Source organism: Paenibacillus sp. EKM212P (genome assembly GCF_011066115.1).
In the GTDB taxonomy this organism is placed as follows: domain Bacteria; phylum Bacillota; class Bacilli; order Paenibacillales; family Paenibacillaceae; genus Paenibacillus; species Paenibacillus polymyxa_B.
Genome location: NZ_JAAMNR010000002.1, coordinates 645,897 through 661,993, shown reverse-complemented (window position 1 = coordinate 661,993; position 16,097 = coordinate 645,897). Strand labels below are relative to the sequence as shown.

Here is a 16,097-nt window from a genome sequence, read left to right as displayed (position 1 = left end):
CTATGCAGACTAGAGGTTCTTTATTGTTATCTTGAGTTACTTGGAGGTTATAAAATTAGGCTTCCCGGTTCACCTTGAAGAACGAAATGAGCTCTTCCAGCTCCCCGGACATCAATGTAAGCTTGTCAGAAGCTTGGACAATAGAAGCCATAGACTCAGCCTGTTCTCCAATGGTATGCTCGATTTGTTTGCTGCTGTCGACTGTTTTGCTAACTGTCGAAGAGAGCTCGTCAGAGGTAGCTGACATTTCCTGCGTGCTGGCTGAAATCTGCTCCGTTGCGCTGGATACCTCTTGAATTTGTGACGACACTTTATTAGACGCATCTAAAATTTCAGAGAACATTTCGCCTGTTTGCTTCGTAACTTCTAGCCCAATGTGAACTTCTTTTGTACCAAGGCTGATGCCTTTTACAGTCTGCTCAATTTCTTTTTGGATTTCTTCAATAAGCTCTGCAATTTGTTTGGCAGACTCTTGAGACTGTTCAGCCAAATTACGCACCTCTCCCGCTACGACTGCAAAACCTTTGCCCTCTTCACCGACTCTGGCAGCTTCAATAGAAGCGTTCAGTGCAAGCAGATTCGTTTGACTGGCAATGCCTGTAATGATGCTGACGATATTGCTGATTTCGTTAGAACGGTTCTGCAGCGCATTAACGGAATCAGCTGTACTTTCCATTGTAGTGGAGATGGAGTCCATTTGAGCGGAAAGCTTTTGGGCTACCTGATTGCCTTCAACGGAGCGTTTTTCCATAGAATAAGCTTGATCGGCTACGGAAGAGGAGCTTTCGGCAATCGTTTGGATAACTGTCGACATTTCATTCATAGCTCTGGAGCTTTCAAGTGCTGCGTGATCCTGAGCTTCAAGCCCCTGGGTTATTTCCTGAATATTGCTGTTAATGACGTTCGTATTCGTACTGTTTTTCTCGCTAATGCTTAACAATTCCTGGGCAGATCCCGTAACTTCTTGCGTCGTATCCTGTACTTTCACCATGGTATCGTTAAGGCGTTTGATCATAGAATTAAATTTTTGATTGATAATGCCAAGGTCGTCCTCACCTGTCTTGATTTTTACATTCAGATTCCCCTCGCTGACTTCTTCAATGCCCTTCATCAGGCTACGAATCGGGGAGAGGGTACGTTTTACCAGTAAATATTGGACCGTTAAGAAGATCGCAAGGAACAGAATGAGCAATGAAACACCATATACAAGCAATTTATGAAGTCCGTTAGGTACAGAGCTCGCGTCTACGTCAAAGTATATCGCACTTGTGATTTTACCGCTTTCATCTGTAATTGGGTAAACAATGGTCGTCCATGTGCCAAAATCGTCAGTATAAAAGCTGCTAAACGCTGAGTCTTTAGATTGAAGCATTTTATTTACACCTTGTACATTTTCGTCTGGAAGAGTATACATATCCCCAATGTTCATCTTTGAGTCTTGGAAAGCTTGGACTAAATTTGTAGGAACGCCAATAATGGAGGTTTGATTTCCTTCTGCTAGTTCTGTGCCAAATATGTAAGCTTGGGCAACATTAGGATAAAATGTGTGGATAGAATCTAGGAATTTGCGTAAATCCTGTTGAGCAGAACCGTTATAATCTTTTTCGCTTAATGCTTGTTGTACTTTTGTTTTGTCAACATCTTCTGCCCATTTTTTAGTCAATACTTTAACTTGGTCTTGCAGCTGCGTGGTGAGAATGTTCTTTTGAAGTATATAGCTGGATGTGATGAGAATAGCACCTATTAATACGATGTTAAGAAAAGAGATTAATAGATTTTTACCAAAAAAGGACATAGTTCTCCACTTCAAGTTTTTCACGTTTTCTTCTCCTTTGAATTAGCATTTTAGTTTCATATACAACCTACCCCATATATATTTCGACAATTTGCTTTCTAAATGTTAGGTATTTATTAAAAGGGAGAGTAGAAGGTTATTCAAAAAGAACGGCGGCCCCTAGTAAATGAAACGATGGGACCGCCGCTTGTCGGCAAAACTGGATTTTATGTTGTTTTTCCAACTCAATTCTTACTAAATCACTTTATTGTTCAAACAATATTTAAAAAATAAGATAAATGAGAGCAAACGGGTATACTTTATACCTATAAATACCTGGATTGCATTGAGGGTTCTTAAGTTTCTGTCCCTATAAAAGAAGTGAAATGAGTAAGGGTAGTGAAATGAGCGATAAGACTGAGCTAATAACAAATGCAGATGCAGCTTCCGTTTCCAGTGTTTCATAACGGGTAGCAATCATAGCGGCCACAGCCGAGCCGGGAAAAGCGACAAGCAATACGGCCTTGGTTACATCTTCATGGGATAGTCCTATCAGAACAGCAATACCGAGCATAACCATAGGCATCACGATGGCTTTCAGCACAGCGATGCTAAGTGCTTTTGGACTGAACGTAATCTTTTTGATACCAATGGTTACCCCGATGGCAAATAGGGCTGTACCAGCAGTAATATTGCCGATTTGATCAAACATGGATTGCAAAAGTTTCGGAGCGTGGAATCCACATAGAGTCAATACGACACCAAACAAGGGTACGCAGGCAAGCGGCTCGCTGAGTCCATGAAGGACTGATTTCATAGTGACTTTAAATAAGTTGCCTTTAGTGCCGTCGGATTCTGTTGTTTTGCGCTGACCGACCGTTCCCAAAATACTTGCAAGCGGATCAAGAATGGCATTAACGACGATCCCAGTAATCGCAATCGAGATGGCGACTGCCGCACTTCCGAACAAGCTGCCCAGAACCGGAATTCCCATGAATGCAAAAGAAGGCTGTGTCGAATTCAATGCGAACATGGAGGATTCAGTCAGGCCTTTTTTGGCAATTAAGCGATAAACAATGAGCAATACAATATAAAAGCCGATTACACCAAGTAGCAAAGCCACAAGAAAGGGCCACTTTTGAATCAACGTCTCTCTGGGTGTCGTCGTAATACCAATAAACAAGTGTGCAGGTAGAGCAAACTTCGTCACGAGTGTATTTAATCCCTTAGAAGAAGCAGGGTTAAAGGCCTTAAACAATCCTGCGAAATAACCAATTAAAATGACAAAGAAAATAGGAATTAAGATAATAAAAATATGACCTGTAGCCATGATGTCGCCTCCAATGAAGATGTCCGCCAAAAATGGCGGACATCAGTTAAATAATCACTTTGCATATGCAAGTACACATTTGATGTTGTTCGCTATTTTTTAAACCAGAACCGTTTCCTGACCATATTGTTTGATGGGTTTATATTTGCAGTCCCACATCGCATCTCGAACTGCTTGTGCGATATCGTCCGGTTGATGACGCGCTACTCCATCCTGAACTGCTGCCTTAGCTACAGCCACGGCTACCGCTTCAGATACTTCTCGTAGCTCGTTGATTTTTGGCAGCAGGGAAGCACCAGGCTGCGACAAATCAACCATTTGAGCTACTGCATGGGCAGCTGCTGCAAACATGCTATCTGTTATAATTTTGGATTTTACCACGATTGCGCCGAGACCCAGACCCGGGAATACGAAAGCATTGTTGGATTGCCCAATTTCAAACTTAATATTGTTATAGATCACTGGCTCAAAAGGACTTCCTGTTGCAATGAGGGCTTTTCCTTCGGTCCAGTGGATCAAATCTTGCGGAGTTGCTTCTGCCAGTGGAGTCGGGTTGGACATAGGCATAATAATAGGACGTTCTGTATGTTTGGCCATTTCTTTAACGATTTCCTCACTAAATGCCCCAGTAACACCGGAAGTACCGATCATAATCGTCGGTTTCACGCGGCGAATGACTTCAAGCAAAGGGATTTTGCCATCCTCAGCATGTTCCCAGTCACGGCATTCTGCAACATCACGCACATAAGGGACCTGGAATGGAAAAAGTCCTTCTGTTTCGTTGGTGAGCAGGCCGCGGTAATCATAAGCCCAGAAGTTACGTCTTGCTTCTGCTTCTGACAGTCCTTCCAGCATCATGGCGGCGCTAATTTGGTCTGCATTGCCGATTCCGGCAGCTCCTGGACCAAAGACTAGCACCCGATGCTTGCTCAGTGGGATTCCGGACAATTGAACACCAGACATCACACCCGCGAGCGTAACCGCTCCAGTACCTTGAATATCGTCATTGAAAGTCAGAATACTATTACCGTATTTATTGATAATGTTCCGTGCGTTGACATTGCCCAGATCTTCCCAGTGCAGCAGGGCATTCGGGAAAAAGGAAAGTGCAGCTTGAACATAAGTGTCAATAAATTGGTCATATTGTTCTCCACGTACACGTTTATGACGATTCCCCATGTATAAAGGATCTTCCAATAGCTTCTCGTTGTTTGTACCTGCATCAAGAACAACTGCCAGCACCCGGCTAGGATCTATACCAGCAGCAGCTGTATACACAGCAAGCTTACCAATAGAGATATTAATACCTCCGACTCCCCAGTCCCCGATTCCCAAAATACTCTCGGAATCTGTGGCTACGATCAGGTCGATATCATCAGGGTCTAGGTTCAAATTCTTAAAAGCCTCTCCAATACCCGCAAGATTATCGATAGATAAATACATACCACCAGGCTTGTGATATTCATGACTGTATTCCTGTATAGCCTGGCCTACTGTTGGTGTATAAACAATCGGGAGCATTTCGCTTAGGTGCTCAGAGAGCAAACGATAATAAAGAACGGTATTCCGATTAAAAAGATCATTTAACGCAACATTTTTACGCAAATTATCCGGTTGGCTCTGAAATTGCTCGTAAACCCGCTGAACCTGCTCCTCAATAGTTAATATCGTAGGAGGAAGGAGACCATCGAGTCCAAGCTGTTTCCGTTCTTCCAGGGTAAAAGCCACTCCTTTATTCAGCAGGGGGTTGGCAAGTAGATCTTTTCCGGTTAATTTAGTTTCGATAGATCCGTCTTCCGTAAAATGAAAAGCACGCATTTTCAATTCCTTCTTTCTAAAAAATTACATTTTGTTAATCCTTGAACAATTCGTGAACAAGTATACGCCTTATTTTAAACCAAGTGAACAAGTATGTTGTGTGAAAAATGGTTATATAAGTGTTTACATAAGAAAAATTATGAAAATGAAAGCGATTTTCAATGTTTTTCGAATGAAAATTTCATTTAATTTTCATGATATTTTCGGAAAATATTTATTTAATGTGATAATTATCATAGTTTTTATAGGTGTGATTCGATTGAGTGCGCATGAAAAATAGCTTAACTTCATTTTATATAAACGAAGTTAAGCTATTTTTTGGCTATAGGGATGGTTGAGGGACGATTCAATGCTTCGCAGCTCTATGTTTAATGAACATCAGGCATTTAATTCTCCGATGCGCTGGACGGCTTCATCAGTAACTGTAGCAGAGCGTCGCATCCAGCTGTTACGCCATTTCAATTGCATGATGATGACGAGGGTAAAGGCACAGAACGTGATTAGGCTCAGAGAGATGAAGCCTGGCATATAGGAACCCGTTAATTTGTACAGATGACCCAGTATAAGGGGAAGAAAGTACCCGCCTATGCCACCAGCAGCGCCGACGATACCGGTCATGAGCCCGATTTCGTTGCCGAAACGCTGCGGAACGAGCTGGAATACGGAGCCGTTGCCAGCGCCAAGGCACATCATGCCTACGAACAGCAGCACGACTACCACGGCAAGTGGCGGTAAAAACGCAATGCCGGCGAGCATAATCCCGGCTCCCGCATACAAGTACATTAACATACGTGAACCACCAATCCGATCAGACAAAAAGCCACCTACAGGACGAAAGAAGCTTCCGGCAATCACACAAACGGTCGCAAAATCGGCGGCATGTACCGCGGAGAGGCCATATTGGGTATTGAAGAAAATAGTCAAATAATTAGAAAGGCCAACGAATCCGCCAAACGTCACGCAGTAAAAGGCACAGAATACCCAGGCATCCCTCTGTTTGAGCACCGAAGCATATTGCGACAGACTTTTTGGTGCTGGGCGGTGAGGGCTGTTGCGGGCAAAAATACTGAACAGAACGAAGACGGTTAAGATGGGGAGGATGGCCAATCCGAAAACGGCTTCCCAACTGCCAAAATGTTGAGCAATGCGGTTGGCGAACAATGTCGCAAGGACGGTACCGCTATTCCCGGCACCGGCAATTCCCATAGCCAAGCCTTGATGCTCTTTGGGGTACCATTGACTGGCCAACGGCAGCGCAGCTGCAAATGATGCTCCAGCTATGCCCAGGAGCAGGGCAACAACGTACATGTGCTCTAGCGAATCAACCCACAGCCAGCCGAGCAAGAGAGGGATTATCGTGACAAGCATACCAATCTGTCCCGTGAGCTTCGGACCGATATAATCCGACATGAATCCGAGCACGAGCCGCAGCAGGGAACCACCAAGTATAGGTAGGGCGACAAGATTGGCTTTTTGTACAGGGTCCATTGGATAATCATTAGCAATTACAACTGCCAATGGTCCGATCATTCCCCAGATCATAAAACTGATATCAAAATACAGAAAGGAGCCAAATAGGGTGGGCTTGTGTCCGCTTTTCCAGAAACTTTTTTTATTCATTCTCCATCTCTCCTGTTCTAATTGTTGTTCTTTGTCTGCAAAATGTAATTTGAACATGAAAAAGCCGCAAATCGCCCCTACATGGTATCTAGAAACGGTTTGCGGCTTCATTGCCGTGGTTGACACACCTCATTGTGAGTCGACTTGGTATGATCACGTTGGAGTGATTTTAATCAAATTATAAAAAAGGATCTGTTTCATGTCAATATACATAACACAAATTCGTAAAAAAATTAAATATAAGGTGAAAATATAGCTTTCGTGTATTAAATATTGACATGACCTTCACAATTCAGTAATCTTAGATACATATCGGCACAACGATGTGCCGACATTTACGGCAACGGTGCCCTTTTCCATTGAATGGAGAAGGGTTTTTTCTGTCTTATTTTATTCGGAGAATGGGGCTGGTTTAATATGATGAAAAAACTGGTCGTCGTCGGTAACGGTATGGCAGGCATCAAATGTGTGGAGGAAATACTTGATCTGGAGCCAGAGCGGTTCCAAATCACGATATTTGGTGCAGAGCCCCGTCCTGGGTACAACCGAGTGCTTCTGTCCAAAATGCTTCAGGAGGAGAGCTCATTTAAGCACATCATTACCCATGACTGGGACTGGTATGAAGAGAACGGGGTAAAGCTGTACGCGGGTGAACGCGTCTGTCGTATTGATGTTGCAGCCGGGATGGTGGAAACGGAATCCGGTATGAAAGAACCTTATGACATGCTCATATTGGCGACGGGCTCATTGCCTTTCATGCCGCCCATTCCCGGAGCCCGAAAACGGGGAGTAATCGCTTTTCGTGATGTGAATGATTGTGAAACCATGGCGAGATATGCCAAAACATACCGCAAGGCCACGGTTATCGGAGGGGGGCTGTTAGGACTTGAAGCCGCTCAAGGCCTGCTGAATCTAGGGATGGAAACTGAGGTTGTTCATAATGCGCAGTATCTTATGAACCGTCAGCTTGATCGGACGGCGGCTGTGCTTCTGCAGCGAAAGCTGGAACAACAGGGCATGAGGTTTCATTTGGCGAAGGAAACGGTCAACATCATAGGCCGAAACAGGGCGCAAGGATTGATGTTTGCGGACGGGAACAGGTTGGAAACGGATTTGGTTGTGCTGGCGGTTGGTATCCGACCGAATATCGAATTAGCTCAGGACAGCGGTCTGACCGTAAACCGTGCCATTGTCGTGGATGATTATATGCGCACGAGTATTCCCGGTATTTATGCCGTCGGCGAATGTGCTGAGCATCGCGGGATTTCATACGGGCTAGTGGCGCCGCTATATGAGCAGGGCAAAGTGCTGGCAAAAGTTATTTGTGGTCGTGAAACGGCTCCCTATGAAGGGACGGTTCCGTATGCGCAGCTCAAGGTAGCGGGGATTCATCTGTTTTCCGTAGGAGACATTCGCGAAGAGGGAAGCGAGATAGCGGTCATGGAGTATAACGGGATGCAGGAGGTTTACAAAAAAGTGATGATGCATGCCGGTGCTGTCACTGGTGCCATTTTATTCGGAGATACGGCGGAAAGTAACTCCCTGCTCGGTATGGTACGGCGCGGCGCGCCGGCTACAGAGCTTACATCCCGGGATAACAGCGGGAGCAGAGCAGAGGATGCGACAGCCGCACTGCCGGAAGAGGAAACGGTATGTGCGTGCAACGGCGTGAGCAAGGGGGCTATTTTGCGAGCGATTGCCACGGATAAGCTGAAGACGGTGGAAGAAGTGAAAAGCCGGACCAAAGCATCCGGTTCCTGTGGGGGCTGTCGGCCGCTGGTGGCTGCACTGGTCAAAAATAGTTTGTCTCGATCGACAGTTTCCGGACCTATAGTTACTCCGACCGCCCAAGAAGTTGTCCCTGTGTGTGGATGTACGCATTACAATCATGATTCGCTTAAAACAGCTATGGTGGACGCAGCCTGTCAGACTCCAGATGAAGTAGTGTCCCGTCTCGGTTGGACCAGACAGCAGGGGTGTGAATTATGTCGTCCGGCTGTACTTTATTACTTGGAATCTCTCGGATTGCACGACAGATCTGCGACAAATCAATTAGGCGCTGGCGTTGCGGTTCAGGTCGCCGCGCAGTGCGGAGGAGAAGCGCCCTCTGCGGGTCTGCGCTTTACGAACCTAAATGCCGAGAATCAGGCTTTTGTTAAGTCGGACCTGATGGATCAGGCATTTGTAGAAGTAGCCTGGCTAAGAGAGCGGTTGGCAACTTTATGGGGAAGTCTCGCATTGCCCTCGTTGGTTACAGTTACTGTTTGTCCAGGATCGGAGTATCCCGGAGGTGTACTTGTCCACGATATTGGAATATCCCGATCTCCAGCAGGCTGGGAGGTTTATGCCGGTGGTCATGCTGAGCATCCGGTTCGCCAGGGGCAGCTGCTTGGATTGGAGGAGGACCCGACAGAAGCAGTCCTGCTGGCTGCAGTTTGCTTGCGAATATACCGACATAGTGCCCGGTACGGGGAGAAAATGTGGGAGTGGATTGAAAGGACTGGCGTTATGGCGCTACGGGAAAGTGTGCTTGATGCTGCTCTTCGAAGTGAACTGGCGGGCAGCCTACGGACCACAATGCTGACAGGATGACGGGTTGAGTTGGAGTTGTGGCGATATATCTAGCGTGTGCAGACAATAAAATTACGAAAAATGGCGAAGGAGAGGTGACTTTGATGTGTCAGTCAGGAGAAGACAAACCGGAAGCTGGGCTACATGTATCGTCAGTAATGGATACGCAGTGCCCGTTTTGCAGCGTGCAATGTAAGATGACCGTTAGCACGGGTACAGAGACACTCGCGGGTATCATCCGTACAGTGTATAAGGCGGAAGGGAAGCCTAATGCAGCCTCGCAGGGTAGGCTGTGCATCAAGGGAATGAATGCGCATCAGCATGCGACTCATGCGGAAAGGCTGGTACAGCCTCTCATACGCAAAGAGGGCAAACTTGTTCCCGTCAAGTGGGAGGAGGCATTGGATACCATAGCTAGCAGTTTCTCTACGCTACTGTCCACACAGGGTGCCGATGCAATCGGAATTTACGGTGGAGGTTCACTCTCCAATGAAACGGCCTATTTACTCGGTAAATTTGCAAGAGTGGCTGTAGGTACGCGATATATCGATTATAACGGGCGCTTCTGCATGTCGGCAGCGGCATCCGCTGGTAGTAAAGTGTTTGGCGTTGATCGCGGACTGACCTGCAGACTGGCTGATATTCCATTAGCTCGTTGTATTGTACTCACAGGTACAAATATCGCTGAATGCCAGCCGACGTTAATGCCTTATTTTCACGAGGCGAAGGAAAACGGCGCGTTTATCATCGTGATTGACCCGCGCGCGACACCAACGGCGGCGGCCGCCGATTTGCACCTGCAAATCAAGCCGGGTACGGATGCTGTGCTGGCCAATGCCATGCTAAAGGTCATCGTAGATGAAGGATTTGCGAATGAAGAGTTTATCCGCAACCGGACCAACGCCTATGACGAGCTGTTGACTCATTTGAAGGGTGTGGATCTGAGCGAATCGGCTGCGTTGTGCGGAATTGAGGTAGAAATGATCCGGCAGGCAGCACGTGCCTTTGGCAGTGTGGAGACTGGCATCGTTTTTACGGCCAGAGGTGTCGAACAGCAGACAGATGGACATATGGCGGTGCGTGCATTTCTTAATCTGGTGCTGGCCACTGGCAAGATAGGAAGGGAAGGATGCGGTTATGGGGCTATCACAGGACAAGGAAACGGGCAAGGGGGGAGAGAGCACGGCCAAAAGGCTGACCAGCTTCCCGGCTACAGATCGATTGAGAATGAAGAAGATCGATTCTATGTGGCGTCCGTGTGGGGAGTTGAACCAAGCAGTTTGCCGGGAAAAGGGGTGTCCGCATATGAAATGATGGAGCTTGTTCATCAGCGAGAAATCCAAGCTCTGTTCGTGATGGGCTCTAATCCTGTTGTATCTAACCCGAATGTCCGGCTGGTGGAGGAAGCCCTCAAAAAGCTGAATCTGCTGGTTGTGGCGGATATGTTTCTCACTGAAACCGCGCGGATGGCCGACGTTGTTTTACCTGTGACGTCTTATTTGGAGAATACGGGGACGATGACCAATCTGGAGGGCCGCGTTCTGTTACGGGAAGCGGCGAGGCCCGCACCGGGCGAGGCTAGAGATGACTGGAACATTTTGTGTCAGTTGGCTGCAAAGCTAAACAAGGGCAGCTATTTCTCTTACAGGGATGCTGAGCATATCTTTGAAGAACTGCGGCTTGCCAGCCGGGGCGGTCCTGCCGATTATTATGGGATCACATATGACAGGCTGCGTCGTGAAGAAGGGGTATATTGGCCATGCCCGTCTACGGACAGAGTCGGTATGGATATGATGTTTCGGGAAACCTTTGCCCATTCCGATCAAAAGGCTGTTTTTACGGTGGTTGCAAGCTGTGGAGCAGGAGAGGAGATATCAGAGGAGTACCCACTTATTTTGACGAACGGCCGTGTACTGGCTCATTATTTGACCGGTGCACAAACGCGCAGAAGTCCGTCGCTGGCCGCGCGAGAGATTGAAAATTATGTGGAAATTCATCCGCGGACAGCGCGACGCTGGCATATCAGGGACGGGGAGTGGGTAGAAATAGCATCACCGCGCGGCAACTTCACTGTCCGCAGCCGAATCAAACCACATATCCGCGAAGACACGCTTTTCGTACCCATGCATTGGGGCGGGATACAAAATGTAAATCGGGCGACCCGACCCGATCTTGATCCGTTCTGCCGGATGCCTGGCTTCAAAACGGCAGCTGTACGTATTCGTCCCCTTCATCTGGCTGCAGTTGCAACAAGTGCAGATAATGGGGAATGGTCTGAGTTCTAGAGCAGGATGGAGTAAGTGACTTTTTCTTTGCATAAAAGACCAGCCCTCATTGTATGAATGAGGGCTGGCCTTTTTGGATTGGACAGTTAATGGCCTGCAATCACAGACTGCGTGAGGCCGATATTATAATTGCAATCGGGTTTCGGATATGTTTGCTCCCGTTTTTATTTCTGTTCTGAGCATAGCTTCCCGCCATTGTTTATACAAATTCCAGGCGTCCCCGTTTTCTAGCAGCGGTTTGCAGGTATACAAACCTTCCTCTATGGAGTCGACTCGTCCTGCAACGAACAGTCGGACCGCACTGTTGAGTAACACTTGATTCGAAAAGGCTATAGAAGCTGTACTTTGTAGCACTTCCTCCGTAATGCGCAGTTGTTCAGCGGGGGTCCAGTTATGCTCTGGTACCACCGAATCCAGCCCGTACATTTCTGGATCAATAACCTGTAGTGACACCTCGCCGTTAGCAAGCAGGTAAGTCCGGGTCGGCCGATCGATGAACAGGTCCTCCGATCCTTCGCTCCCCTGGACGATCAGAGCCCTGCGGTAATTGAGATTTTGCATGAGTTTCGCCGTCTTCTCGAACACAGTATTGTGGAAAACGCCGAATACAATATAGGGGGAAGAACCGTAATCAACCAGTTTCTCGGCAGTATTCAGCACCGTGCGAAGCCCCAGCTCTTCGCGAATGGACCGCAGATCTCGCAGGGGCGCGCACCACTGTTCGGAGGCTATGAATAGTACACCAGCCAGCTTCGCGGCATGAATGGCGGTTTCGCGTGTCATGTTCCCGGACGTAACCCCCATTTCCTGCAGTAAAAGCGGTAGCGTAACCCCCCATTTGGGAGGGAGAGGTGCGCTGCCATGCATCGTTACAGGTATTCCGCATGAGGCGAGTACGAAGGCTGTTGCGAAGGTGGCGATAAACGATGACTTCCTGCCATCGTACGGACCGGCAAAATCAATACCTTCCTGCATCGGGAAGCGATGGGTATATTTACGGCAGACGTTTACGAATGCTTCCAGCTCGGCAACGCTCTCCATTTTAATGCGCTCCGCGGCAAAGAAAGCTCCGATTTGAGCAGGGGTTGCCGACTGGGTCATAATAAGCTCGGCAGCAGATTCGGCTTCGGCATAATTCAGATCTCGGGCGCCTCTTTTGCCGCGACCCACTTCTTTTAATATTTCAATGATATTCATGTTCAGGCCCCTTTCAGATTTATGCTTTTAGCATTTGCTGTGCTTTGACGATGGAGATGGCCACATCAACGATACGTTTGCGTTCGTTCATTGCTTTTTTGCGTAGCACATCGTATGCTTCCGCTTCCGGGATGCCGTTTACTTCCCCCAGTATTCCTTTGGCCATATCAATCCATTTGCGTTCTTCCAGTCGAGCGGTCAGTTGCTTGCGTTCACTTTGCCAATGCTGGCGTTCAAAAAAGCGTTTGGCACTAAAATGAAGAGCCCAATTCAGTTCATGGGCTGCCATTGAAGGGGTTAGAATGCCATCGACAGTGACATCAGCTTCACAAGCCTCTGTCGATGATAGCGCTGATTCTGCGCTGCACCACCAGAGCAATGGGACCGCTTTGGCTTGCTCCAGCCTGTCACTCCATATGCTGATAGTGCCGACAGGTATGTTTAGTACCGCCGCATCTGCATTAAGGATTAGCTGTTTGATTTCGGATTCATTGCGGCAGGGCAGAGTTAGGTATCCGTTGGACTCTAAAAGGTACTCAGGTCCTGCCTGCCACGAGGAAACGGCGTGTGTCTGCTCAGATACATGGTCAGAATGTAAGTGAATTACCAACAAGGAACGCAAGCGGGCTCCTCCTCTCTGTAACATGAAGGGTAGTTAGGGATGGGGATGGTATTCATTGATAACAAATATGACATGAAATTTTATCTGTTTGCTTATTTTTTTCACCATCATCAAATTAAAACGGACTTTTAAACCATTTTGGCGTGTTTTGGTCTGAAAATCAATCCTAATTTTGTAGGAGAGTGATATTTTATACGTCATAGATATGTTACATGGTGATAAAATATAATTTTTTATAAGATATTGCGTAAGGAATGTTGACATATCATTTGAACCATTATATATTAGCTACAGTACTTTTTAATTCCATACTCTGATGGATACAACGGCGTATTCGATGAAACGGCAATGGAGCCTGTTTTCTCATGTGAGGGATATTTTGAATCCCCATATGTGAAGCAGGCTTTTTATGTTTTAAGGATACAAATGGAAGGGGAGTGACCTGATGAACGATATCCAAAAGTTAGTGTTGATCGGCAACGGAATGGCGGGAATACGCACTCTCGAACATTTGCTGAAGCTTGCACCAGGTAGCTATGAAATTACGGTATTCGGGGCCGAGCCCCATCCAAACTATAACCGGATCATGCTGTCCTCCGTTCTGGCGGGAGGGGCTGGTTTGCAGGATATTGTCATCAACGACTGGAGTTGGTATGAAGACAACAATATTCGATTGTATACCGATGATCCTGTCACAGCTATCGATACGGAAAAGCAGCAGGTGACGTCGCGCTCCGGCGTATGCATCTCTTATGATTTGTTGTTGTTGGCAACAGGTTCTAAAGCCTTTATTCTGCCGCTTCCAGGAGCCGACAAGGAAGGTGTTATCGGTTTTCGGGATATTCGTGACTGTGAAACGATGATGGAGACCGCAAAGACACACAAAAAAGCAGCCGTCATCGGCGGCGGATTGCTTGGGCTGGAGGCAGCTAGGGGGCTGCTTAACTTGGGGATGGACGTCACGGTTATTCATATTAACGGATATATTATGGATCGGCAGCTGGATGAGGCTGCTTCCCTTATGCTACGGCGCGAGCTGGAGGAGCAGGGAATGACTTTTCTGGTCAATAAGCGGACGGCGGCTATTACGGGGCGTCGCCGCGTGGAAGGGTTGAAATTTGCCGATGGCAGCGAGCTGGAAGCAGATCTGATCGTTATGGCGGTAGGCATCAAACCAGACATTGAACTGGCGCTGTCGGCGGGGATCCCTGTAAACCGCGGCATCATCGTAAATGATTACATGGAAACGAATATCCCCGGAATCTACGCCGTTGGAGAATGCGCAGAACACCGGGGAATCACTTACGGGCTGGTTGCTCCATTATATGAGCAAGGTGGTGTACTGGCTCAGCGGCTCGCGGGAATGGAGATTCCCGGCTACAGTGGTTCTGTTACCTCGACAAGGTTGAAGGTATCGGGTGTCGACGTGTTTTCAGCAGGGGATTACAAGGATGAACCGGGAACACGTTCCCTGCGGTATCAGGATGATATTGGCGGCGTCTACAAAAAAATCGTGATCAAGGAAGAAAAACTGATCGGAGCTGTTCTGTTTGGGGATACGTCTGACGGAGCCATGCTGTTTTCTTTGATCAAAAGTGGCGAGTCGGTGGTTGGCCGAGAGAAAGAGTTATTACTAGGCTTCAATCCCGGTCAACCTGAAGCTAGTGGCGCCATGATGCTAGAGCAGATGCCTGATGACGAAATTGTATGCGGATGTAATGGTGTATCCAAGGGTGACATTGGAGAGGCGGTTGCGGCTGGCTGCCGGAGTGTCGGGGAGATTAAGGCATGCACGAAGGCATCGGCATCATGTGGCGGCTGCAAGCCATTAGTGGAGGGACTCTTACAGCTATACGCAGGCGCAGAAGCCGGAGAAACGATGAAAGAGGGAATTTGTAGTTGTACGACGCTTGACCGGGAAGCGATCATTGATAGCATTCGGGAGATGGGATTGAAGAGCGTCAAAGAAGTGATGAATGTGCTGGGCTGGAACGAGACAGAAGGATGTACCAAATGCCGGCCGGCCCTCAATTATTATCTAGGTATGCTATGGCCGCTGGATTATGAGGATGAGAAGGAATCCAGATTCACGAATGAACGGTACCATGCCAATATACAGAAAGATGGCACCTATTCTGTCGTGCCCCGCATTTATGGAGGAGTTACTTCACCTGCCGACCTGAAGAAAATTGCTGCTGTCGCAGAGAAATACAATGTGCCTCTGGTGAAATTTACGGGTGGCCAACGTCTTGACCTGCTTGGTGTGAAGAAGGAGGATTTGCCGGGGATCTGGGCCGAGTTGGATATGCCTTCTGGATATGCCTATGGAAAGACGCTGCGAACGGTTAAGACGTGCGTAGGTAACACCTTTTGTCGCTTTGGCACTCAGGATGCTATGGGTATGGGCATCCGGTTGGAAAAGGCATTTGAACGTCTGAATGCGCCATCCAAAGTCAAACTGGCTGTATCTGGTTGCCCGCGTAACTGCGCTGAAGCGACGATCAAGGATTTGGGCGTCGTTGCTATTGACGGTGGCTGGGGGATCTACGTTGGAGGTAACGGCGGTATTAAGGTTCGGGCAGCTGAACTGCTTTGTACCGTTAAAACTGAGGATGAAGTGATGGAATGGACCGGTGCCTATCTGCAGTATTATCGCGAGCAGGCCAATTGGAACGAACGCACAGCCCATTGGGTGGAACGGGTCGGAGTTGAATCCATCAAACACGCACTCGCGAATGCAGAGACGAGGAAGCAACTGGTGACCAGAATTGAGGAGACGTTAAGCACGACGACTGATCCGTGGCACGAAATTATTCACAACGAAGAGCTGCGCAAAAATTTTGTGCAACTGCCGGAACTTAAGCCAGTAATGGAATAGGG

General features: G+C 47.6%; 9 protein-coding genes. 3 read left to right on the top strand and 6 right to left on the bottom strand.

Features of this window, described 5'->3' with window-relative positions; genetic code table 11:
• Positions 1-55 precede the first annotated feature (55 nt).
• The 4 genes from G9G54_RS09195 to G9G54_RS09180 all read right to left on the bottom strand — a co-directional run bounded on the left by G9G54_RS09195 (position 56) and on the right by G9G54_RS09180 (position 6,542).
• Positions 56-1,819 (bottom strand): methyl-accepting chemotaxis protein, encoded by a 1,764-nt coding sequence (locus G9G54_RS09195; RefSeq protein ID WP_165177437.1) that lies wholly within the window; start codon positions 1,817-1,819, stop codon positions 56-58.
• A 325-nt stretch (positions 1,820-2,144) separates the two neighbouring features.
• Positions 2,145-3,104, bottom strand: a complete 960-nt coding sequence (locus G9G54_RS09190) for an AEC family transporter (protein WP_165177435.1) — start codon at positions 3,102-3,104, stop codon at positions 2,145-2,147.
• 99 nt (positions 3,105-3,203) lie between these two features.
• Positions 3,204-4,922, bottom strand: a complete 1,719-nt coding sequence (locus tag G9G54_RS09185) for an NAD-dependent malic enzyme (RefSeq protein WP_165177433.1) — start codon at positions 4,920-4,922, stop codon at positions 3,204-3,206.
• Positions 4,923-5,300: 378 nt separating this feature from the next.
• Positions 5,301-6,542, bottom strand: a complete 1,242-nt coding sequence (locus G9G54_RS09180) for a nitrate/nitrite transporter (RefSeq protein WP_165177536.1) — start codon at positions 6,540-6,542, stop codon at positions 5,301-5,303.
• A gap of 417 nt (positions 6,543-6,959) precedes the next feature.
• Between G9G54_RS09180 and nirB (G9G54_RS09175) the strand changes: the two genes are divergently transcribed.
• Together nirB (G9G54_RS09175) and nasC are read left to right on the top strand one after the other, a co-directional pair.
• Complete coding sequence (gene nirB / locus G9G54_RS09175) at positions 6,960-9,134, top strand: nitrite reductase large subunit NirB (RefSeq protein ID WP_165177431.1); 2,175 nt, start codon at positions 6,960-6,962, stop codon at positions 9,132-9,134.
• An 83-nt stretch (positions 9,135-9,217) separates the two neighbouring features.
• A complete protein-coding gene (gene nasC, locus G9G54_RS09170; RefSeq protein ID WP_165177533.1) occupies positions 9,218-11,398 on the top strand; it encodes an assimilatory nitrate reductase catalytic subunit NasC in 2,181 nt (726 codons plus the stop codon).
• Between the two features lie 123 nt (positions 11,399-11,521).
• Here nasC and G9G54_RS09165 read toward each other — a convergent pair whose 3' ends face one another.
• Both G9G54_RS09165 and G9G54_RS09160 read right to left on the bottom strand, forming a co-directional pair.
• Positions 11,522-12,595 carry an anthranilate phosphoribosyltransferase gene (locus G9G54_RS09165; RefSeq protein ID WP_165177429.1) on the bottom strand — a complete coding sequence of 358 codons (1,074 nt, stop codon included), beginning with the start codon at positions 12,593-12,595 and terminating at the stop codon, positions 11,522-11,524.
• Between the two features lie 19 nt (positions 12,596-12,614).
• Positions 12,615-13,217 (bottom strand): ANTAR domain-containing response regulator, encoded by a 603-nt coding sequence (locus G9G54_RS09160; RefSeq protein WP_061828979.1) that lies wholly within the window; start codon positions 13,215-13,217, stop codon positions 12,615-12,617.
• 445 nt (positions 13,218-13,662) lie between these two features.
• On the opposite strand from G9G54_RS09160, the gene nirB (G9G54_RS09155) reads away from it, so the two are divergent.
• Complete coding sequence (nirB, locus tag G9G54_RS09155) at positions 13,663-16,095, top strand: nitrite reductase large subunit NirB (RefSeq protein ID WP_165177427.1); 2,433 nt, start codon at positions 13,663-13,665, stop codon at positions 16,093-16,095.
• The last annotated feature ends 2 nt before the right edge of the window (positions 16,096-16,097 follow it).